18 protein-coding genes are annotated in these 18,071 nt (G+C 68.6%); 10 read left to right on the top strand and 8 right to left on the bottom strand.

Features of this window, described 5'->3' with window-relative positions; all coding sequences use genetic code 11:
- Window positions 1-75 precede the first annotated feature (75 nt).
- Entirely contained in the window at window positions 76-1,452 is a 1,377-nt protein-coding gene (locus ACGTNG_RS01860) for an NCS1 family transporter (RefSeq protein ID WP_394575143.1), read from the bottom strand.
- Window positions 1,453-1,547: 95 nt separating this feature from the next.
- The gene (locus tag ACGTNG_RS01855; RefSeq protein WP_394575142.1) at window positions 1,548-2,294 is read right to left on the bottom strand and encodes an aspartate/glutamate racemase family protein; all 747 of its coding nucleotides are present in this window, start codon (window positions 2,292-2,294) and stop codon (window positions 1,548-1,550) included.
- Window positions 2,295-2,729: 435 nt separating this feature from the next.
- Here ACGTNG_RS01855 and ACGTNG_RS01850 point away from each other — a divergent pair, with 435 nt between their 5' ends.
- From ACGTNG_RS01850 to ACGTNG_RS01835, 4 genes are all read left to right on the top strand, one after another.
- Window positions 2,730-3,389 (top strand): aspartate/glutamate racemase family protein, encoded by a 660-nt coding sequence (locus tag ACGTNG_RS01850; RefSeq protein WP_394575141.1) that lies wholly within the window; start codon window positions 2,730-2,732, stop codon window positions 3,387-3,389.
- A 135-nt stretch (window positions 3,390-3,524) separates the two neighbouring features.
- The gene (puuE, locus tag ACGTNG_RS01845; protein WP_394575140.1) at window positions 3,525-4,457 is read left to right on the top strand and encodes an allantoinase PuuE; all 933 of its coding nucleotides are present in this window, start codon (window positions 3,525-3,527) and stop codon (window positions 4,455-4,457) included.
- A gap of 71 nt (window positions 4,458-4,528) precedes the next feature.
- The gene (locus tag ACGTNG_RS01840) at window positions 4,529-5,065 is read left to right on the top strand and encodes an ureidoglycolate lyase (RefSeq protein WP_394575139.1); all 537 of its coding nucleotides are present in this window, start codon (window positions 4,529-4,531) and stop codon (window positions 5,063-5,065) included.
- A complete protein-coding gene (locus tag ACGTNG_RS01835) occupies window positions 5,062-5,913 on the top strand; it encodes a bifunctional allantoicase/(S)-ureidoglycine aminohydrolase (protein ID WP_394575137.1) in 852 nt (283 codons plus the stop codon). The genes ACGTNG_RS01840 and ACGTNG_RS01835 overlap by 4 nt, the downstream gene beginning before the upstream one ends.
- An 83-nt stretch (window positions 5,914-5,996) precedes the next feature.
- Here the strand turns inward: ACGTNG_RS01835 and ACGTNG_RS01830 are convergent, their stop codons facing one another.
- The 6 genes from ACGTNG_RS01830 to ACGTNG_RS01805 all read right to left on the bottom strand — a co-directional run bounded on the left by ACGTNG_RS01830 (window position 5,997) and on the right by ACGTNG_RS01805 (window position 11,584).
- Window positions 5,997-6,698, bottom strand: a complete 702-nt coding sequence (locus tag ACGTNG_RS01830) for a GntR family transcriptional regulator (protein WP_394575136.1) — start codon at window positions 6,696-6,698, stop codon at window positions 5,997-5,999.
- 131 nt (window positions 6,699-6,829) lie between these two features.
- The gene (locus ACGTNG_RS01825; protein ID WP_394575135.1) at window positions 6,830-7,594 is read right to left on the bottom strand and encodes an aspartate/glutamate racemase family protein; all 765 of its coding nucleotides are present in this window, start codon (window positions 7,592-7,594) and stop codon (window positions 6,830-6,832) included.
- A gap of 110 nt (window positions 7,595-7,704) precedes the next feature.
- Window positions 7,705-8,985: a TRAP transporter large permease gene (locus tag ACGTNG_RS01820; protein WP_089846870.1), complete on the bottom strand. Its 1,281-nt coding sequence runs from the start codon at window positions 8,983-8,985 to the stop codon at window positions 7,705-7,707.
- Window positions 8,982-9,539 carry a TRAP transporter small permease gene (locus tag ACGTNG_RS01815; protein ID WP_394575134.1) on the bottom strand — a complete coding sequence of 186 codons (558 nt, stop codon included), beginning with the start codon at window positions 9,537-9,539 and terminating at the stop codon, window positions 8,982-8,984. The genes ACGTNG_RS01820 and ACGTNG_RS01815 overlap by 4 nt, the downstream gene beginning before the upstream one ends.
- Entirely contained in the window at window positions 9,536-10,534 is a 999-nt protein-coding gene (locus tag ACGTNG_RS01810; protein ID WP_394575133.1) for a TRAP transporter substrate-binding protein, read from the bottom strand. The genes ACGTNG_RS01815 and ACGTNG_RS01810 overlap by 4 nt, the downstream gene beginning before the upstream one ends.
- A gap of 351 nt (window positions 10,535-10,885) precedes the next feature.
- A complete protein-coding gene (locus ACGTNG_RS01805; RefSeq protein WP_394575131.1) occupies window positions 10,886-11,584 on the bottom strand; it encodes a GntR family transcriptional regulator in 699 nt (232 codons plus the stop codon).
- 205 nt (window positions 11,585-11,789) lie between these two features.
- Between ACGTNG_RS01805 and ACGTNG_RS01800 the strand changes: the two genes are divergently transcribed.
- From ACGTNG_RS01800 to ACGTNG_RS01775, 6 genes are all read left to right on the top strand, one after another.
- On the top strand, window positions 11,790-12,527 hold the full coding sequence (locus ACGTNG_RS01800) for a maleate cis-trans isomerase family protein (protein ID WP_394575130.1): 738 nt from the start codon (window positions 11,790-11,792) through the stop codon (window positions 12,525-12,527).
- Window positions 12,528-12,603: 76 nt separating this feature from the next.
- On the top strand, window positions 12,604-13,647 hold the full coding sequence (locus tag ACGTNG_RS01795) for a TRAP transporter substrate-binding protein (protein WP_394575129.1): 1,044 nt from the start codon (window positions 12,604-12,606) through the stop codon (window positions 13,645-13,647).
- A gap of 52 nt (window positions 13,648-13,699) precedes the next feature.
- Window positions 13,700-14,335: a TRAP transporter small permease subunit gene (locus tag ACGTNG_RS01790; RefSeq protein WP_394575128.1), complete on the top strand. Its 636-nt coding sequence runs from the start codon at window positions 13,700-13,702 to the stop codon at window positions 14,333-14,335.
- Window positions 14,332-15,633, top strand: a complete 1,302-nt coding sequence (locus ACGTNG_RS01785) for a TRAP transporter large permease (RefSeq protein WP_394575127.1) — start codon at window positions 14,332-14,334, stop codon at window positions 15,631-15,633. Before ACGTNG_RS01790 ends, ACGTNG_RS01785 begins: the two co-directional genes overlap by 4 nt.
- Window positions 15,634-15,699: 66 nt before the next feature.
- Window positions 15,700-17,130 (top strand): dihydropyrimidinase, encoded by a 1,431-nt coding sequence (hydA, locus tag ACGTNG_RS01780; protein ID WP_394575126.1) that lies wholly within the window; start codon window positions 15,700-15,702, stop codon window positions 17,128-17,130.
- Between the two features lie 2 nt (window positions 17,131-17,132).
- Window positions 17,133-17,918: a 2-keto-4-pentenoate hydratase gene (locus tag ACGTNG_RS01775; RefSeq protein ID WP_394575125.1), complete on the top strand. Its 786-nt coding sequence runs from the start codon at window positions 17,133-17,135 to the stop codon at window positions 17,916-17,918.
- Window positions 17,919-18,071: the final 153 nt, after the last annotated feature.

The raw sequence follows: 18,071 nt of genomic DNA, 5'->3' as shown, positions 1-18,071 counted from the left end.
GTTCTTGTGGTGATCCCGGCCCCTTCCATCGGGAAGGGACCGGGTGCTGGGGAGGCTATCCCCGATGCCGGGGCGTTACTGGCAGAAGCGCTGGCAGGGGGCCCAGTGCTTCATCAGCAGGTAGTAGGTGACACCGGCCGGAATCAGGCTGGCGTACCAGGAGACGGAGGAGAAGGAGAGGGCGGCGGCGATGCCCACGGCGGTGGCGATCAGCGCCGCCGGGTTGACGCCGCGGTAGGGCCCCTGCTCGTCGTAGAGCTTGCCGAGGTCCAGGGTGCGGCGGCGCACCAGGTAGTAGTCGACCACCAGGATGGCGAAGATCGGACCGAGGAAGGCGGAGTAGGTCTGCACGAAGAGCTGCAGGCCGTCGGCGGAGTCCGGCTGCACCAGCTCCCAGGGGAAGGTCGCGAAGGCCAGCAGGCCGACGATCACGGTGGCGGTGCGGAACTTCAGCTTGAAGGCGTCCATCAGCACGTAGGTCGGCGGCACCACGTTGTTGAGCACGTTGGTGGTCACCTGGGCGAAGGCGATGAACAGCAGGGTGGTCATCAGCAGCGGGGTGTTGTCCACGGCGTTGGCGAACACCTGGACGGGGTCGGCGACGCCGGTGGCCTCGGAGACCATGTAGCCGATCAGGCCCATGAACAGGGTGCAGGGCAGGATCGACATGGCGTAGAGGGTGGTCAGAAGGCCCGGGCCGCTACCCTCCTTGTGCTCGCGGGAGTAGTCGCTGACGTTGAGCATCATGGTGCTGTAGATGCCCAGGAACAGCATGGTGGCGCCCCAGAACGGCATGCCCCAGGAGCCTTCCATGGTCAGCATGCTGGCCGAGAGCTCGTCGCCGTAGCGCTGCACGGTGCTGTAGAACATGTAGACCAGCGAGGCCAGGATGAAGGCGCTGCCGATGTTCTCCAGCCACTTGATGCCCTGGAAGCCGAGCACCGACAGGGCGATCTGCAGGAACTGGAAGGTGATGAAGAAGAAGATCAGGTTGTCGAAGCCGAACAGGGTCGCCGAGACCATGTTCAGCGCGCCGGCGCCGATCCAGCTCTGGAAGCCGTACCAGACGATGGCGGGTACGGCGCGCACCAGCCCCGGCAGGCGGGTGCCGGCGAAGCCGAAGGCGCTGCGCGCCTGGACCATGAAGGGAATGCCGTACTTGTAGCCGGCGGCGCCGTTCAGGGCCAGGGCGATGCCGATCACGAAGCAGCCGATGGCGATCGCCAGGGTCGCCTGCAGCAGGTTCAGCGTGCCGACCACGCTGGAGCCCATGGTGAAGGTGCCGATCGAGACGCAGCCGCCGAACCAGGCCAACAGGTAGGAGGTGCGCCCCATGATGCGGGTCTTCTGGGGGGCCAGCGATTCGCTGCCGGCGGCCTTGGTGTCGTGGGAGGCGTCGTGGGTCACCCGGATATCATCGCCGGGAGCGGCGCGGGAAGTCGAGAGGGTCATGGTGCTCTCCTCGCAAGGGGGTGCAGTCGTTGTGGTTGTTGTCCGACCCGTTCAGGGGCCGGGATCGCTTGCGATGCGCGGCGCAAGCCTCGGCGTCAGCGCAGGCCGGCGCCGTGGGACAGGTGCTCGAAGCGTCCGCTGAAGGCCTTGGCGCGCGGGAAGGCGAGATCGCCCACCTTGCTGGTGCCGAGCCCCAGGCCGACCAGCGCCTCGGTCAGCTTGACGGCGGCGGTCACGCCCTCGACCACCGGCAGGCCGACGGCCGCGCTGATCTCGTCGGTGAGGTCGGCCATGCCGCCGCAGCCCAGCACGATGGCGCCGATGCCATCCTCTTCGCGGGCGCGGCGGCCCTCCTCGATGATGCGGGTGAGCGCGGCGTCGCCGTCGTCCTCCAGGTCGAGCACCGGGATCTCGGCGGCGCGGACCCGCCGGCAGTGATGGCCGAAGCCGTACTGGTCGAGCAGGTGTTCGGCGATGATGCCGGTGCGGCCGAGGGTGGTGACCACCGAGAAGCGGGTGCTGATCAGCGTGGCCATGTGGAAGGCCGCCTCGGCGATACCGATCACCGGGGCCCGGGTCAGCTCGCGGGCCGCCAGCAGGCCCGGGTCGCCGAAGCAGGCGATGATGTAGGCATCCACGCCGTCGCGCTCGCCGGCCATCACCTCCTCGAGCACGCCCACGGCGCTGATGGCTTCGTCGAAGTGGCTCTCGATGGAGACCGGCCCGTGGGCCGGCTGGGTGGCGGTGATGACGGTGCCGGGGGCGGCGATGCCCTGGGCGGCGGTGCCGATGGTGTCGGTCATCCCGCGGGTGGTGTTGGGATTGATGACGCGAATCTGCATGGGGGCTCTCGCTGTGTCGTTATTTTTGTGAACAAGGAATTTGCTTCTTGTACACAAAGTAGGATGCCGGGATCGGCAAATCAAGCCCGAATTCGCCGCCGGGAGCTGTCATTAAATCCTTTAAAATCATAAATATAAATAATAATTAGAGAAATTATCGTGCCGTCATTCAGTGTATACAACTAAATGTTGCTATTTTTTGGGGTGAAATGCATACATTTTTTATTGTCTAGTGAATACAATGGCGGCGGTGACGGTTTATCCCTCATCGCCCCGGCACCCTGACGGAGACGGACGCCCCCCCGGGAGGGCGGAGAAACGGGCGAATCCGGCGCGAGATGACGAGGCGGCCCCTTTCCCTTGGCGTGGGGGTTGATTTCTTGTATACAAAAATGGAGTCTGAGGGACGTCCCCGGCTCGATCGAAGGAAACGCGATGCGTCTGCTGATGCTCAACGGCAATACCAACGCCGCCATGACCGACGCCATGGCCGCCCGGGCCAGGGCCTTTCTCGGCGCGGCGGTCGAGGTGGACGCCGAGACGGCCGAGCAGGGCGTGGCCTACATCGGCTCGCGGCGCGACTGCGCCCTGGCCGGTGCCGCCGTGGTGGAGAGTCTCGAGGCGCGAGGCGCGCAGGACCACGCGGCCGTGCTGCTGGCCTGCTTCGGCGAACCGGGGCTGGCGGCGGCGCGCGAGATCAGCCCGGTGCCGGTGATCGGCCTGCTCGAGGCCTCGCTGCTCTCGGCGCTGCAGCTCGGCGCGCGTTTCTCGATCGTGACCCCCGGGCGTCGCTGGCCGCGGATGATCGAGGACGTGCTCCACGACCTCGGTGCCGCGCGTCATTGCCTCGGCATCACGCCGGTCGAGATCGGCGACCTGGCGCTGCCGGCCGAGCGCGAGGCCGCCCGCGAGCGGGTGCAGGCGGCCATCGACGACCAGCAGGCGCGGTTTTCGCCCGAGGCGATCATCGTCGGTGGGGCCGCCTTCGCCGGCCTGGCCGCGGAGCTCGCCGCGCCCTCCGGGACGCGGCTGATCGACTCCCTGGACGCCGGCCTGGCCCAGAGCCTGGCGCTGATGCGGCTGACCGCCGACTGAGGGTAGGGGATCTTGCAACTGCAATGGGCACACCCTATCCTTTAATTGTATACATTTAGTGTTGCTCAAAATGGCTGCTACGTGCCATCGAGCCAGGCCCTAACCATCGGCCCCTAACAAGAAGGAAGCTACGCCATGACGTCACCGACCCGAGGGGACTATCCGCGCGACCTGATCGGCTACGGCCGCACGCCGCCCGAGGCCAAGTGGCCCGGCAAGGCGCGGATCGCCGTGCAGTTCGTGCTCAACTACGAGGAGGGCGGCGAGAACTGCGTGCTCCACGGTGACGAGGGCTCCGAGCAATTCCTCTCCGAGATCATCGGCGCCCCCGCTTTCCCCGATCGCCACCTGAGCATGGAGTCGATCTACGAGTACGGCTCCCGGGTCGGCGTGTGGCGGATCCTGCGCGAGTTCGAGCGTCGCGGCCTGCCGCTGACGGTGTTCGGCGTGGCCATGGCGCTGGAGCGCCACCCCGAGGTGGCCCACGCCTTCAAGGAGCTGGGTCACGAGATCGCCTGCCACGGCTATCGCTGGATCCACTACCAGGACGTCCCGGAAGAGCTCGAGCGCGAGCACATGCGCCGCGCCATCGAGATATTCCAGTCGCTCTATGGCGAGAAGCCGCTGGGCTGGTACACCGGTCGCGACAGCCCCAATACCCGCCGGCTGGTGCTCGACGAGGGCAACTTCCTCTACGACAGCGACTACTACGGCGATGACCTGCCGTTCTGGACCCGCGAGGCGGACAGCCAGGGCCAGGAGCGTAGCCACCTGGTGGTGCCCTATACCCTGGACACCAACGACATGCGCTTCGCCGCCCCCCAGGGCTTCAACACCGCGGATCACTTCTTCACCTACCTGCGGGATGCCTTCGACGTGCTCTACGCGGAAGGCGAGGACACTCCGAAGATGCTCTCCGTGGGCATGCACTGCCGGCTGCTCGGCCGCCCCGGTCGCTTCCGCGCCCTGCAGCGCTTCCTCGACCACATCGAGGCCCATGATCGCGTCTGGGTCACCCGCCGCGTGGACATCGCCCGCCACTGGGCCGATCACCACCCGGCGCCCTGATCCGGCGTCATCCCCGAGCCCGGGGCGGTCGGTGTGCCGTCCGCCCCGCCCTGCATTCTTCAGGAGCCGTCATGCTTGAACTCGAGGCCCAGCCCCTCACCCCGGAGGCCTTCGCGCCCTTCGGTGACGTGATCGATACCCGCACCTCCGACTATTTCCCCATCAACGCCGGCCGCACCCGCCGCTACCACGACCTGGCCCGGGTCGAGACCCTCGGCGAGCAGGCCCGCGCGCTGATCAGCATCTTCGTCAGCCAGCCGGTCGAGGTGCCCCTCGAGCTACCGTTCCTCGAGCGCCATCCCCAGGGCAGCCAAGCCTTCGTGCCGATGCACGAGGAGCGCTTCATCGTGGTGGTGGCGCCACCCGGCGAGGCCATCGAGCCGAGTGACGTGCGCGCCTTTCTCACCGATGGCCGCCAGGGCGTCAACTACCGCGCCGGCACCTGGCACGCCATCCAGTCGGTGCTCGAGCGCGAGGGCGAGTTCCTGGTGGTCGACCGCGGCGGCGAGGGCAACAACTGCGACGAGTACCCCATCGACATCCGCGTGACCCTGCCGCAAGGCGAGGCCGTCGCGCCAGCCCACAGCGAACAGGAGTCCGCTTCATGAATCAGCCGCGTCAGGCCTCTCACCAGTACTATGCCCCCCAGGGCGGCCACCCGAGCCAGAAGGTAATGACCACCGATCGCGCCATGTTCACCGAGGCCTTTGCGGTGATCCCCAAGGGCGTGTATCGCGACATCGTCACCAGCAAGCTGCCGCACTGGGAGAAAACCCGGCTGTGGGTGCTCTCGCGGCCGCTCTCCGGCTTCGCCGAGACCTTCTCCCAGTACATCATGGAGGTCTCCCCGGGCGGCGGCAGTGAGCGCCCCGAGACCGACGCCGGCGCCGAGGGCGTGCTGTTCGTGGTCGAGGGCGAGATGACGCTTGCCATCGACGGCGAGAAGCACCGCATGGTGCCCGGCGGCTACGCCTTCCTGCCGCCTGGCTGCGACTGGCAGCTGCGCAACGAGGCCGACGCCCCGGTGCGCTTCCACTGGATCCGCAAGGCCTACGAGTATGTCGACGGCATCGACGTGCCGGAGGCCTTCGTGGTCAACGAGAACGACATCGCGCCGACGGTGATGCCGGACTGCAACGAGGTGTGGGCGACCACCCGCTTCGTCGACCCGGACGACCTGCGCCACGACATGCACGTGACCATCGTCACCTTCCAGCCCGGCGGCGTGATCCCCTTCGACGAGACCCACGTCATGGAGCACGGCCTCTACGTGCTCGAGGGCAAGGCGGTCTACCACCTCAACCAGCAGTGGGTCGAGGTCGAGGCCGGCGACTACATGTGGCTGCGCGCCTTCTGCCCGCAGGCCTGCTACGCGGGCGGCCCGGGGCCCTTCCGCTACCTGCTCTACAAGGACGTCAACCGGCATATGGCGCTGCCCTACAGCCAGCGCCGCTGAGGCGGGCCACGGCCACGTCGAACGACGACACCCGCCAGCCGGCGGGTGTCGTCGTTGTGGGGGCGCCTGGGAAGGGGGAGGCGTCAGTCGCGATTGATCTGGGTGATCGACTCGCCGGTGTGCTGGACGTGGTCGGCCAGCAGGCGGCTTGCCCGCTCGCCGTCGCGAGCCTTGAGGGCCTCGAGAATGGCGCGGTGCTCGTCGGTGGACTCCTGCCAGCGGCCGAGGCGGTCCAGCGCCAGGTAGCGGGCGCGCTCCAGGCGACCGAGCAGCCGCCGGTGGGTCTCCTCCAGCACCGGGTTCTTGGCGCCGGCCACCAGCAGCGCGTGGATCCGCTGGTTGAGCGCGAAGTAGCCGTCGCGGTCGCCCTTCGCATGGAGCTTCTCCAGGCGCTCCTGCAGGGTATCCAGCTGCTTGAGTTCGGTGTTGGTCATGCGCCGGGCGGCCAGGCTCACGGCGAGGCTCTCGATGCCGGCCTCGACCTCGAACAGGTGCTCGAGCTCCTGGGGATCGATCCGCGTGACCACCGCGTTGCGGTTGCGTCGCGTGGCGATCAGGCCGTCGCTTGCCAGCATGCGCAGCGCCTCGCGCAGCGGCGTGCGGGAGATGCCCAGCTGCTCGCAGAGCGCCGGCTCGGCGATGCGCTCGCCGGGCGCCAGCTCGCCGCGCACGATCATCCGCTGCAGCACCGCGTAGGCCTCCTGGGCCAGCGAGGTGGTCTGGATGCGGCGCCGGCCGGGCGGCGAGTCGGCGATGTCGGGTGCGGCATCGCTGTCCAGGGTCATGGGGAGGGCCTCCTTGGGTGGGCAGCGGCGGTGAGCCGGACGATGCCCGTCGGCGAATGGGCTCAGTATAGGGCGCGTCGCGGCGGGGCGGGAAGGCCGCCGGGGGATCCCGGCGGCGGCTCGGTCTCCGCTCAGGCCCGCGTGGTGGCCAGCGGCTGGCGGCCGACCAGCCGCGAGAGCGCCTCGCCCAGGCCCTGGCAGTCCTTGCTGGGCGGCGCGGCGAAGCTGCCGCCGCGGGGCGTGGTCGGGGCCAGGTCGACCATCGCCTGGGCCTGGTGCAGGGCGCAGGTCACCCCGTCCAGGGCCGGCACCGGTAGGCGATGCGCCACCGTGCGGGCGAGCCCGGCCAGCGGCGCGCCGGCCAGTATCAGCACGTCGGCGCCATCGTCGGCGACCGCCCGCTCGGCCAGCGCCACCAGGCGATCCCCCTGGTCCTCCTGGACGCGACCGATATGCGCAAGCGGCTCGTCCAGGGCGCGGATGCTGGCCAGGCGATCGGCGAAGCCGTAGCCCGCGATGGTCTCGCGGTACCAGGCCTGGATGCGCTGGGAGATGGCGATCACCGAGAAGCGGCTGCCCTGCTGGCAGGCGGTGACCAGGGCGGCCTCGGTCATGCCCACCACCGGGATGGGCAGGATCTCGCGCAGCGCGGCGAGCCCGGGGTCGCCGAAGGCGGCGACCACCACGGCGTCGTGGTCGGCGTGGGCCTCGGCGGCGACCTGCATGGCCGCATAGCCGCCGACCTGGGACTCGGCCCGGGTCTCGATGTAGGCCACGCCGAAGGGGGCGGTGGCCATGGTCAGGGCGGTGTCGGGGCGGATGCTGCGCCGCGCCTCGTTCTCGATCAGGCGGGTCACGTCGGTCGAGATGTTGGGATTGATGACCAGCAGTTTCATGGCGTGCTCTCGTGTTCGGGTTGTCAATGCCGCGCGCAGGGCGCAGGGGCCCCCGTGACGCGCCCGTGAGGGCGGGGGCGCGCGGGGATCTTGTCAGGGTCGGGTGGTGGTCAGTAGCCCAGGGTGCGGGGCAGCCAGGTGACGATGCCGGGGAAGGCGATGCAGGCGATCAGCACGGCGTACTGGAAGAGGATGAACGGCCAGGCGCTCTTCATCAGCTCGTTGAGGCTGAGGTTGGAGATGCCGCACATCACGAACAGCAGCACGCCCACCGGCGGCGTCATCATGCCGACCACCAGGTTCATCACGAACAGGAAGCCGAACAGCAGCGGGTCGACGCCGTAGGCCAGTGCGATGGGGGCCAGCAGCGGGACCAGCATGATGTAGGCGGCGTTGGACTCGATGAACATGCCCACGCCGATCAGCAGCGCCATGACCAGCAGCAGGAACATCAGCGGGTCGTCGGTGAGCCCCTGGATCCAGTTGGTGAGCTGCATCGGGATCAGGTCGATGGTGAAGGCGAAGGTCATGGTCGAGGCGAAGGCGATCAGCGCGCCCACCATGGCGGCGGTCACCGCGGCGTTGAACATCGCCTTGGGCAGGTCCGAGAGGCGCAGCTGACGGGTCACGAAGAAGCCAATCAGCAGCGCGTAGACCACGGCGATGGCCGCCCCCTCGGTGGGGGTGAAGGCCCCGGCGACGATGCCGCCGACCACCACGATGGGCATCAGCAGGATCGGCAGGGCGCGCCAGGTCTGCACCAGCACGTGGCGCAGCCCCACCACGCCGCCGACCAGCGGATAGCCGCGGCGCATCGACAGGAAGCTGGCCAGGCCCATGAAGCCCACAGCAAGAATCACACCGGGTATGACTCCTGCCATGAAGAGCCCGCCCACCGAGACCGAGGAGCCGGCCATCAGGGCGTAGATGATCATGGCGTTACTGGGCGGAATGATGGCGCCCAGGTTGGCGGCCGAGGCGACCACGGCGCTGCTGTAGCCGGTGTCGTACTGCTGGCGCATGGAGGGCACCAGCGAGCTGCCCAGGGCGCTGGCGCTGGCCACCGCGGCGCCGCTCACCGCGGCAAGCACCATGCCGGCGACGATGGCGACGTGGGCCAGGCCGCCATGCACGCGACCGATCAGCGAATTGGCGAAGTCGACCAGGCGCTGCAGGATGCCGGCGGCGACCATCAGCTCGCCGGCCAGCATGAACAGCGGGATGGCCATCAGCGGGAAGCTGTTGACCGAGTGCATCATGCGCTGGGGCATCACCGAGAAGTCCATGCCGCCGACGTAGAGGCCGACCAGCGAGGCCAGGCCCAGAGCGAAGGCCAGCGGCATGCGCAGCAGGGCGAAGCCCAGGAAGGTGAAGATGATGGCGGGGGTCATGAGGCGCTCCCTCCTTGACGCTCCGGCGGGGCGCTTTGCAGCGGCTCCAGCCGGCAGGCCTGGGCGATCAGGTGCAGGCAGCAGTGGACGGCACAGACCAGCACGGCGATGTAGAAGACGGCGGCGGTGATCGGCAGGGTCGGCATCATCTCCTGCCACTTGTCGGCCACCGCGCCGAGGCTGATCCAGGCCAGCACCGCCATCAGCACGGCGCCGACCAGCGCCATCAGGCGCGCCAGCGAGTCCCGCACGCTCTTCGGCAGCAGGCTCACCAGGGCGTCGATGCCGACGTGGATGCCGACCTTGATGCCGTGGGGAATGGCCAGGAAGATCGCCCACACGAAGCACAGGCGCGACAGCTCATCGGCGGAGTCGATGGAGGTGCCGAGCACGTAGCGGGCGAACACCTGGGCCGACACCAGCAGCGTCATCAGCGTCATGGCCAGCAGGATGGCGAAGTAGGAGGTGCGATCCAGCAGCGCCAGGCCGTGCAGGAAATGGCGGGTGAACGGGCTGGAGGCGTGCGCCTCCAGCCGGTGCCAGGCGGGTGTCATGACCCCAGCTCCTCGAGCACCCGGTCGACGATCTCCGCGCCGACCTTCTCGCGCAGGTCGTCGACCACGCCCTGGCTGGCGTCTCGCAGCGCGCTGCGGGTCTCGTCGCTGATCGGGGTGAACTGCATGCCGCGCTCGATCAGCGTCTCGCGGGCCGCGGTGTCCTCCTCGGCCGCGGTCTCGCGCTGCCAGGCCACCGCCTCGGCCATGGCGGCGTGCACCGCCTGCTGCTCGTCCTCGTCGAGCCCCTCGAACTTGTCGCGATTGGCGACCACCACGATGTAGTCGTAGAAGTGGCCGGTATCGGAGAGGTACTGCTGCACCTCGTCGAGGCGCTTGGTGCTGATGATGCTGTAGGGGTTCTCCTGGCCGTCGAGCACGCCCTGCTGCAGCGCCCCGTAGACCTCGTTGATGTCCATGGAGACCGGGTTGGCGCCGATGGCGCGGAAGGTGTCCAAGTGGGTCTGGTTGGGCTGCAGGCGGATCTTGAGGTCCTGGAAGTCCGCTACGGTCTCGAGGGGGCGGACGCTGTTGGTGACATGGCGGAAACCGAGCTCCATGTAGCCCAGCGCCGTGAAGCCGGCCTCGGCGAGCTTCTCGTCGAGCAGCTCGCCGACCTCGCCGTCGATCAGCGAGAAGGCGTCCTCGCGGCTGTCGAAGGCGAAGGGCAGGCTCAGCGCCTCGAGCTCGGGCACGGTGCGCGACAGGTAGGAGATGCCGATCCAGGTGCCCATGATGGCGCCCGAGTTCACCTGGTCGACGTTCTCGCCGGCGCCGCCGAGCTGCATGTTGGGGAACAGCTGGGCGGTCAGGTCGCCGTCGGTGCGCTCGGCGAGCCGCTCCTGGAAGATCTCCATGGCGCGGCTGCTGGAGTGATCATCGGTGAAGTTGCCGCCGAAGCGCAGGGTGTCGGCGCCGGCCAGCAGCGGCGCGCCGAGGCCCAGGGCCAGCAGCAGGGGGGTAGCGTATCGAGTGGTTCGGGTTGTTGTTGTCATCCGAGGGTCCTTCGCGGCAATGGAGGGGAAGCGGGGGCGTGCCGAAGCGCGCCGACGACTCAGGGAAACCATAGGGCAGGGCGTTTGGAAATTCAAAATACAGAATACGTTTTTTTTATTTACCAAATAAAATCAATAATTTGAATTTTTGTAAAAGGTGAGGTCAGCGGCTTTCGTCCCGAATCGGCGGCCGAGGGGCGTGCATGCTCCCCCGCACGGAAGGAGGCACCAGGTCAGGGCGAGAGAGCGCCAAGAGAGCGCCAAGAGAGCGGCGAGAGAGCGAAGCCAGGCGGGAGGGCGCAAGGGGGCGATGGCCCGAGGCCCAAGGCGGCCGGCGAGAGCCGGCCGGGTTCAGCGCGCCGCCAGGCCCTCGAGCACCGCGTCGCCCGTCTTGCGCATGTGGTCGCGCATGGCGTCGGCCAGGGCCTCGCCGTCGCGGCGCTCCAGGGCCTCGAGGATGCGCTCGTGCTCGCGGGCCGACTCATCCCAGCGGCCGAGCTTCATGTTGGCCGCGTAGCGGGCGCGGGTGATCTTGAGGTTGAGCGCGGTCTCGAGCTCGAGCAGCACGCCATTGCCCGAGATCTCGGCCAATCGGCGGTGGATCCGCTGGTTGAGGCGGAAATACTCGGGCCGTTCCTGGCGCCGGTAGTGATCCAGCATCTGCTGGTGCAGCGCGCGCAGCTCGGCGATCTCGGCCTCTCCGGCGCGCCGCGCGAGCAGGTGCCCGGAGAGCGCTTCCAGCTCCACCATCACCTCGAACAGGTCGGCGACCTCCCGCGGGTCCACCTCGGTCACCTTGGCGCCGCGATTGGGCAGCAGCTCCACCAGCCCCTCGTTGGCGAGCACCTTGAGGGCCTCGCGCAGCGGGGTGCGCGAGACCTCGAAGGACTCGCAGAGGCGCTTCTCGGAGATCCGGCTGCCCGGCAACAGCTCGCCCTCGAGCACCATCTCGCGAAGCTGCTCCGCCACCACCTCGTAGAGTGACAGGCGGCGAAGCGGCGCCGAGCCGGCGAGGGCCTCGGGGGCCTTCACATCTGCGGTGTCGTCCATGGTCATCTCCTGTTGGAAGGCGACGCGAACCCCCGCGTCGCCGGTTGCCGAAAAGTGTACTTGCAAAATCTGGATCTTGTGCGACTCTTTGCATACTGTATTTTGAATTCAAAATTCAAAGCACGCCAAAGGCCCGATAACAGGCCCGAACAAGAAGGGTGATACAACGCCCGACAAGACAGCCGACAAGAACAAGGATCCTGCCATGCAACGCACCCTGATCGGGATGCTCACGCCCTCCTCCAATACCGTGCTGGAGCCCTATACCGCGGCCCTGCTCGGCGAGCTGATGCCCGAGGTGACCGCCCACTTCCAGCGCTTCACGGTCAGGGAGATCTCCCTGAGCGAGACGGCGCTGGCGCAGTTCGACCCGGCCCCGCTGCTCGAGGCCGCCGGCCTGCTCAACGACGCCCGCATGGACGTCATCGCCTGGAACGGCACCTCGGCGAGCTGGCTGGGCTTCGAGGCCGACCGCCGGCTGTGTGCCGCCATCACCGAGGTGACCGGCGCGCCGACGACCACCAGCGTGCTGGCCCTCAACGAGGCCCTCGAGCGCACCGGCGTGACCCGGCTCGGGCTGGTGACCCCCTACCTCGACGACATCCAGGCGGCGATCATCGACAACTACCGGGCCGAGGGGATCGAGGTGGTCGCCGAGCGCCACCTCAACGACCGCGGCAACTTCTCCTTCTCCGAGTACGACGAGGCGACCCTGGCCGAGATGGTGCGCGAGGTGGCCAAGGCAAAGCCCCAGGCCATCACCATCCTCTGCACCAACCTGCGTGGCGCGGGCATCGTGCCGGCGCTGGAGCGCGAGCTCGGCATTCCCATCTACGACTCGGTCAGCGTCACGGTGTGGAAGACCCTGGCCCTGGCCGGCGTCGATCCCGCCCGCATCACCGGCTGGGGAGGGCTGTTCCAGGACCCGCGCCTGACGGCGTGAGCCGGGCAGCGCTCCCCGACCTCCACGGCAAGACCACCACCAACAATCCCAATCACGAGGTGACCCGATGCCAACCATGACCCCCAAACAGATCGCGCTCGGCGGTACGCTGGCCACCGGCCTGCTGCTCGGCGGCCTGGCCCAGGCCGAGACCATGCTGCGCACCGTCGGCAACTTCTCCGGCAACAAGCTGCACGTCGAGGAGGTCGAGCGGCCGTTCTTCAACGAGCTGAACGCCCGGGACGACCTGGCGGTCGTCTACAACCCCATGGACGCCATCGGCGTCGAGGCGGCCGACGCCCTGCGCCTGATCCGCTCCGGCGCCTTCGACGTGATGTCGGTGCAGATCGGCATGGCCTCCCGGGACGAGCCCTTCTTCGAGGGCATCGACCTGGCCGGCGTGTCGCCGAGCCTGGATGCCCAGCGCGAGGCGGTGGATGCGGTGCGCGAGGCGTTCGATGCGCGTCTGCAGGAGCGCTTCAATGCCAAGCTGATGACGCTCTGGCCCTTCGGCCCGCAGATGATGTTCTGCAATGGCGACATCGACGGCGTCCAGGACCTCGCCGGCAAGAAGGTGCGCGTCTTCACCCCCTCCATGTCGCGCCTGGTGGAAGGCCTCGGCGCCACCCCGGTGACCCTGCAGTTCAGCGAGGTCTACCTGGCCCTGCAGCGCGGCGTGGCCGACTGCGGCGTGACCGCGCCCTCCGCCGGTAACAACGGCAAGTGGCCGGAGGTCACCGACACCTTCGTGCCGCTGCCGCTGGCCTACTCGGTGCAGGGCCACTTCATGAACCTCGACACCTGGAACGGTTTCAGCGAGGCCCAGCAGCAGGAGTTGACCGAGGCCTTCGCCCGCCTGGAAGCACAGATGTGGGGACTGGCCTCCGAGGTCAACGACGACGCCATCGCCTGCAACACCGGCCAGGAGAGCTGCACCAATCACGAGGCCTACGACATGGACCTGGTGGAGATCGACCCAAGCTCCCGCGAGCTCGTCGAGTCGATCACCAGCGAGGCAGTACTGCCGGTGTGGGCCGAGACCTGCAGTCAGCAGTACGACGACTGCGCCGCGGTCTGGAATCGCACCGTGGGCGAGTCCGCCGGCCTGAGCATCCAGTAAGCGTCGTCAATTCGCGCCCCGGCCGCGGCCGGGGCGCCCCTGGAGGTGCCCGATGCTACCCCGGAATCCCTACTGGCTCGCCCGCAGCCTGGCCCACGGCGCCGCCGTGGCCGCCGGCTACGCCGCGCTGGGCCTGTCGCTGCTGATCACCTTCGAGGTGATCGCGCGCAAGCTGTTCAACTTCTCCCTGCAGGGCGTCGACGAGATCGGCGGCTACGTGCTGGCGATCGGCGTCTCGTTCAGCTTCGCCTACGCCCTGCTGCACCGCGCCCACACCCGGGTCGACGTGCTGATGGCGCGGCTGCCGGCGCTGCTGCAGGCGCCGCTCAACGCCGCGGCGATGCTGATGCTCGCCGCCTTCTCGCTGTTCATGCTGTGGCGGGCGATCGAGACGCTCCACGAGACCCTGGAGTTCGGCAGCCTGGCCAGCACCCCGCTGCAGACCCCGCTGTGGATCCCCCAGAGCCTGTGGGTGATCGGCCTCGCCGTGTTTGCCCTGCTCACCAGCCTGCTGGCCCTTCATGCCCTGGCGCAGCTGGTCACCGGCCGCGTGCGCGCGCTCAACCGGGACTATGGCCCGCGCAGCGCCCAGGACGAGCTGGACGAGGCCCAGCAGGACTACGGCGGCAGCGTCTCCCCGACCGCTCCCGCCGCTACCCCCGCCACCCAGGGAGGTGACGCGACATGATCGGCGCACTCGAGGTCCTGATCGGCTTTTGCATCATGCTCGGCATGATGGCTGCCGGCATCCACGTGGCGGTGGCGATCTTCTCGGTCGCCGCCCTGGGCACCCTGATGTACCTGGGCACGCCGCTGCTCTACTCCTTCGGCGACACCCTGTGGGGCACCCTCAACGACTTCATCCTCACCGCCATCCCGCTGTTTATCCTGTTGGGGGAATTACTCCTTCGTAGCGGCATCACCGAGCGGATGTACAGTGCGCTCTCGGTGTGGCTCAACCGCATGCCCGGGGGGCTCTTGCACACCAACATCGGCGCCTCCTCGGTGTTCGCCGCCATGTCCGGCTCGTCGGTCGCCACCGCCGCCACCATCGGCACCGTGGCGCTGCCGGCCTTCGCCGAGCGCGGCTACAGCGAGCGTCTGGCGCTGGGCACCCTGGCCGCCGGGGCGACGCTCGGCATCCTGATCCCGCCCAGCATCAACATGATCATCTACGGCGCGATCACCAACACCTCCATCGGCAAGCTGTTCATCGCCGGCATCCTGCCGGGGCTGGCGCTGGCCGGGGCCTTCATGCTGGCGATCATGGCGTTCAGCCTGCTGCGCCCGGAGGTCGCCGGCGAGCGCGAGCCCAGGGTGGCGCTGCGCGCACGGCTCGCCTCGCTGGTGGACCTGCTGCCGCCGGCCTTCGTCTTCGCCATCGTCATCGGCAGCATCTACAGCGGCTGGGCCACGCCCACCGAGGCCGCGGCGCTGGGCGTGGTGGCGGCGCTGCTGCTGGCGGCGATCAACCGCAAGCTGACGCTCACCATGCTGCACGAGTGCTTCCTGTCGATGGCGCGGACCACGGCGATGATCATGCTGATCATCGTGGCGGCCTTCTTCCTCAACTACATCGTCGGCATCCTCGGCATCCCCCACACCCTGACCCAGTGGGTCGCCGACCTGGGGCTCTCGCCGCTGGGGCTGATCCTCGCGCTGGTGATCTTCTACCTGGTGCTGGGCTGCTTCCTCGAGACGCTGTCGATGATGATCGCCACCGTGCCCATCGTGGTGCCGATGGTGGTGCAGTTCGGCTTCGACCCGGTGTGGTTCGGCATCTTCCTGGTGATCATGATGGAGATCTCGCTGATCACCCCGCCGATCGGCATGAACCTCTACGTGGTGCAGGGCGTGCGCGGACGTGGCTCGATCTCCGACGTGATGCTCGGCAGCCTGCCGTTCCTCGCCATCATGCTGGCCTTCGTGGCGCTGATCATCCTCTGGCCGGGCCTGGTGCTGTGGCTCCCCGAGGCCATGGGCTAGGGCCCTGACGCTCTCACGGCCGGCAACTCGCCGGCCCATTCCGACACCCCTGACGAGGCACGCGACATGTCACGCTTCGACACCATCATCAAGAACGGCCAGTTGATCACCGCGGCCGACCGCTACACGGCCGACATTGGCATCAAGGGCGGGCGCATCGTCGCCCTAGGCCAGGCGCTGGGCGAGGCCGACGAGGTCATCGACGCCCAGGGGCTCTGGGTGATGCCCGGCGGCATCGACGCCCACTGCCATCTCGACCAGCCGCTCGGCGACGGCGCGGTGATGGCCGACGACTTCTACACCGGCACCCGCTCGGCGGCCTGTGGCGGCACCACCACGGTGATCCCCTTCGCCGCCCAGCAGAAGGGCCAGAGCCTGCGCGCCGCCGTGGACGACTACCACCGGCGCAGCGACGGCAAGGCCTTCATCGACTACGCCTTCCACATGATCGTCACCGACCCCACCGAGACGGTGCTCAAGGAGGAGCTGCCGGCGCTGATCAACGAGGGCTACAGCTCCTTCAAGATCTACCTGACCTATGACGACCTGAAGCTCAACGACCGCGAGGTGCTCAACGTGCTGGCCATGGCCCGGCGCGAGGGCGGCATGGTCATGGTCCACGCCGAGAACGCCGACTGCATCGCCTACCTGACCGAGCTGCTCGAGGCCCAGGGCCAGACCTCGCCTTACTACCATGGCGTGGCGCACTCGGCGATCGCCGAGCGCGAGGCCACCCACCGGGCCATCTCGCTGGCCGAGCTGATCGACGTGCCGCTGCTGATCGTGCACGTCTCCGGCCCCGAGGCGATCGAGCAGATCCGCTGGGCCCAGGGCCGCGGGCTGCGCGTCTACGGCGAGACCTGTCCCCAGTACCTGATGCTGACCGCCGCCGATCTGGACCAGGAGGGCTTCGAGGGCGCCAAGTGCGTGTGCAGCCCGCCGCCCCGCGACGCGGCGGCCCAGGAGGCGGTGTGGCAGGCCCTGGAGAGCGGCGTCTTCCAGGTGTTCTCCTCGGACCACGCCCCCTTCCGCTTCGACGACCCTCAGGGCAAGAAGCTGCACGGCGAGTCGGCGAGCTTCGAGCACATCCCCAACGGCATCCCGGGGCTCGAGACCCGGCTCTCGATACTGTTCTCCGAGGGGGTGGTCAAGGAGCGCATCGACCCGACGCGCTTCGTGGCCCTGACCGCCACTAATCCGGCCAAGATCTACGGCCTCTATCCGCAGAAGGGCACCATCGCCATCGGCAGCGACGCCGACCTGACGCTCTGGGATCCCGCCGCGCGCACCACCATCCGCAACGCCGACCTGCACCACGCCGTCGACTACACCCCCTACGAGGGCGTGGAACTCACCGGCAAGCCGGTGCTGACGCTGTGCCGCGGCCGGACGGTATCCCGCGACGGCGTTTTCACCGCGCCGGCCGGCCACGGTCGCTTCCTGACCTGCGACAAGCCCACGCCCGCCCGGCCGCGCGGCCAGGCGAAGGGGTTCTGAGCATGGCCCAGGAAGAGCGAATCGACGAGCGAACCGACGAGCGGATCGACCGCGCCGCCAAGCGCCTGCTGGCGGCCTATCCTCCCGCGGCGATGATCCCGGTGCCGACGGACCTGGCGCTCGAGGGCGAACGCGAGGCCTATGCCGTGCAGGCGCGGGTCTCCGCCGCGCTGGGCACGCCCAGCGGCTGGAAGCTCGGCGGCATCGTGCCGGGCGAGACGCCGCGCTACTCGCGGCTGCTCGCCGAGGGCAGCCAGGCCTCGCCGGGGCGCTTCGCCCGCGACGCCTTCCATCGTGTCTTCCTCGAGCCGGAGCTCGCGGTGGTGATGGGCGAGGCCTTGCCCTGCCGGGAGACGCCTTATCGGCTCGACGAGGTCGCCGCCCGGGTCGAGAGCCTGCACGCGGCCATCGAACTGGTCGACAGCCGCTTCGTCGAGTGGCCGGCGGTGCCGGCGCTCTGGCAGCTCGCCGACGGGCTCAGCCACGGCGCCTTCGTGCTGGGCGAGGCGGCGCCGGCGGGGGACCTTCGCCAGATGCGCGACGCCGCCTACCGCCTCGAGCTCGATGGCGAGGCGGTGCTCGAGGGCCGGGGCGGCCACCCGGGGGGCGACCCGGCACGGCTGCTGGTGGCGATGATCAACGATCACATGGCGGCCACGGGGCAGGGCATCGCGGCCGGCGAGGTGATCACCACCGGTACCTTCAACGGCGTGGTGGAGATGCGTGCCGGTCAGCGGGCAAGGCTCGCCTTCGCCGGCCTCGGCGAGGCAACGCTGGACCTGGCGTAGCCGGCCCGCGACCCGATCCTCTCCACGTGCACGACGCACAACACCGCGGCGCCCTCGGGCGCCGTGGCGCCTGGTGCCGTCCTCATCACCGTTTCATCCCCCTTTCACCGCTTTACTTCCCCTCCCTGCGCCTCGCTCTCGCGACGGGGCTGC

Source organism: Halomonas sp. B23F22_3, from assembly GCF_043496965.1.
Taxonomy (GTDB): Bacteria; Pseudomonadota; Gammaproteobacteria; order Pseudomonadales; family Halomonadaceae; genus Halomonas.
Note: the sequence above shows the minus strand (reverse complement) of the source record. Positions and strands in the feature narration are given on the sequence as shown.

Bases quoted from the DNA above. Each gene is read 5' to 3' on its own strand.
- ACGTNG_RS01860 (WP_394575143.1), bottom strand. From the start codon at position 1,452: ATGACCCTCTCGACTTCCCGCGCCGCTCCCGGCGATGATATCCGGGTG.
- ACGTNG_RS01855 (WP_394575142.1), bottom strand. From the start codon at position 2,294: ATGCAGATTCGCGTCATCAATCCCAACACCACCCGCGGGATGACCGAC.
- ACGTNG_RS01850 (WP_394575141.1), top strand. From the start codon at position 2,730: ATGCGTCTGCTGATGCTCAACGGCAATACCAACGCCGCCATGACCGAC.
- puuE (WP_394575140.1), top strand. From the start codon at position 3,525: ATGACGTCACCGACCCGAGGGGACTATCCGCGCGACCTGATCGGCTAC.
- ACGTNG_RS01840 (WP_394575139.1), top strand. From the start codon at position 4,529: ATGCTTGAACTCGAGGCCCAGCCCCTCACCCCGGAGGCCTTCGCGCCC.
- ACGTNG_RS01835 (WP_394575137.1), top strand. From the start codon at position 5,062: ATGAATCAGCCGCGTCAGGCCTCTCACCAGTACTATGCCCCCCAGGGC.
- ACGTNG_RS01830 (WP_394575136.1), bottom strand. From the start codon at position 6,698: ATGACCCTGGACAGCGATGCCGCACCCGACATCGCCGACTCGCCGCCC.
- ACGTNG_RS01825 (WP_394575135.1), bottom strand. From the start codon at position 7,594: ATGAAACTGCTGGTCATCAATCCCAACATCTCGACCGACGTGACCCGC.
- ACGTNG_RS01820 (WP_089846870.1), bottom strand. From the start codon at position 8,985: ATGACCCCCGCCATCATCTTCACCTTCCTGGGCTTCGCCCTGCTGCGC.
- ACGTNG_RS01815 (WP_394575134.1), bottom strand. From the start codon at position 9,539: ATGACACCCGCCTGGCACCGGCTGGAGGCGCACGCCTCCAGCCCGTTC.
- ACGTNG_RS01810 (WP_394575133.1), bottom strand. From the start codon at position 10,534: ATGACAACAACAACCCGAACCACTCGATACGCTACCCCCCTGCTGCTG.
- ACGTNG_RS01805 (WP_394575131.1), bottom strand. From the start codon at position 11,584: ATGGACGACACCGCAGATGTGAAGGCCCCCGAGGCCCTCGCCGGCTCG.
- ACGTNG_RS01800 (WP_394575130.1), top strand. From the start codon at position 11,790: ATGCAACGCACCCTGATCGGGATGCTCACGCCCTCCTCCAATACCGTG.
- ACGTNG_RS01795 (WP_394575129.1), top strand. From the start codon at position 12,604: ATGACCCCCAAACAGATCGCGCTCGGCGGTACGCTGGCCACCGGCCTG.
- ACGTNG_RS01790 (WP_394575128.1), top strand. From the start codon at position 13,700: ATGCTACCCCGGAATCCCTACTGGCTCGCCCGCAGCCTGGCCCACGGC.
- ACGTNG_RS01785 (WP_394575127.1), top strand. From the start codon at position 14,332: ATGATCGGCGCACTCGAGGTCCTGATCGGCTTTTGCATCATGCTCGGC.
- hydA (WP_394575126.1), top strand. From the start codon at position 15,700: ATGTCACGCTTCGACACCATCATCAAGAACGGCCAGTTGATCACCGCG.
- ACGTNG_RS01775 (WP_394575125.1), top strand. From the start codon at position 17,133: ATGGCCCAGGAAGAGCGAATCGACGAGCGAACCGACGAGCGGATCGAC.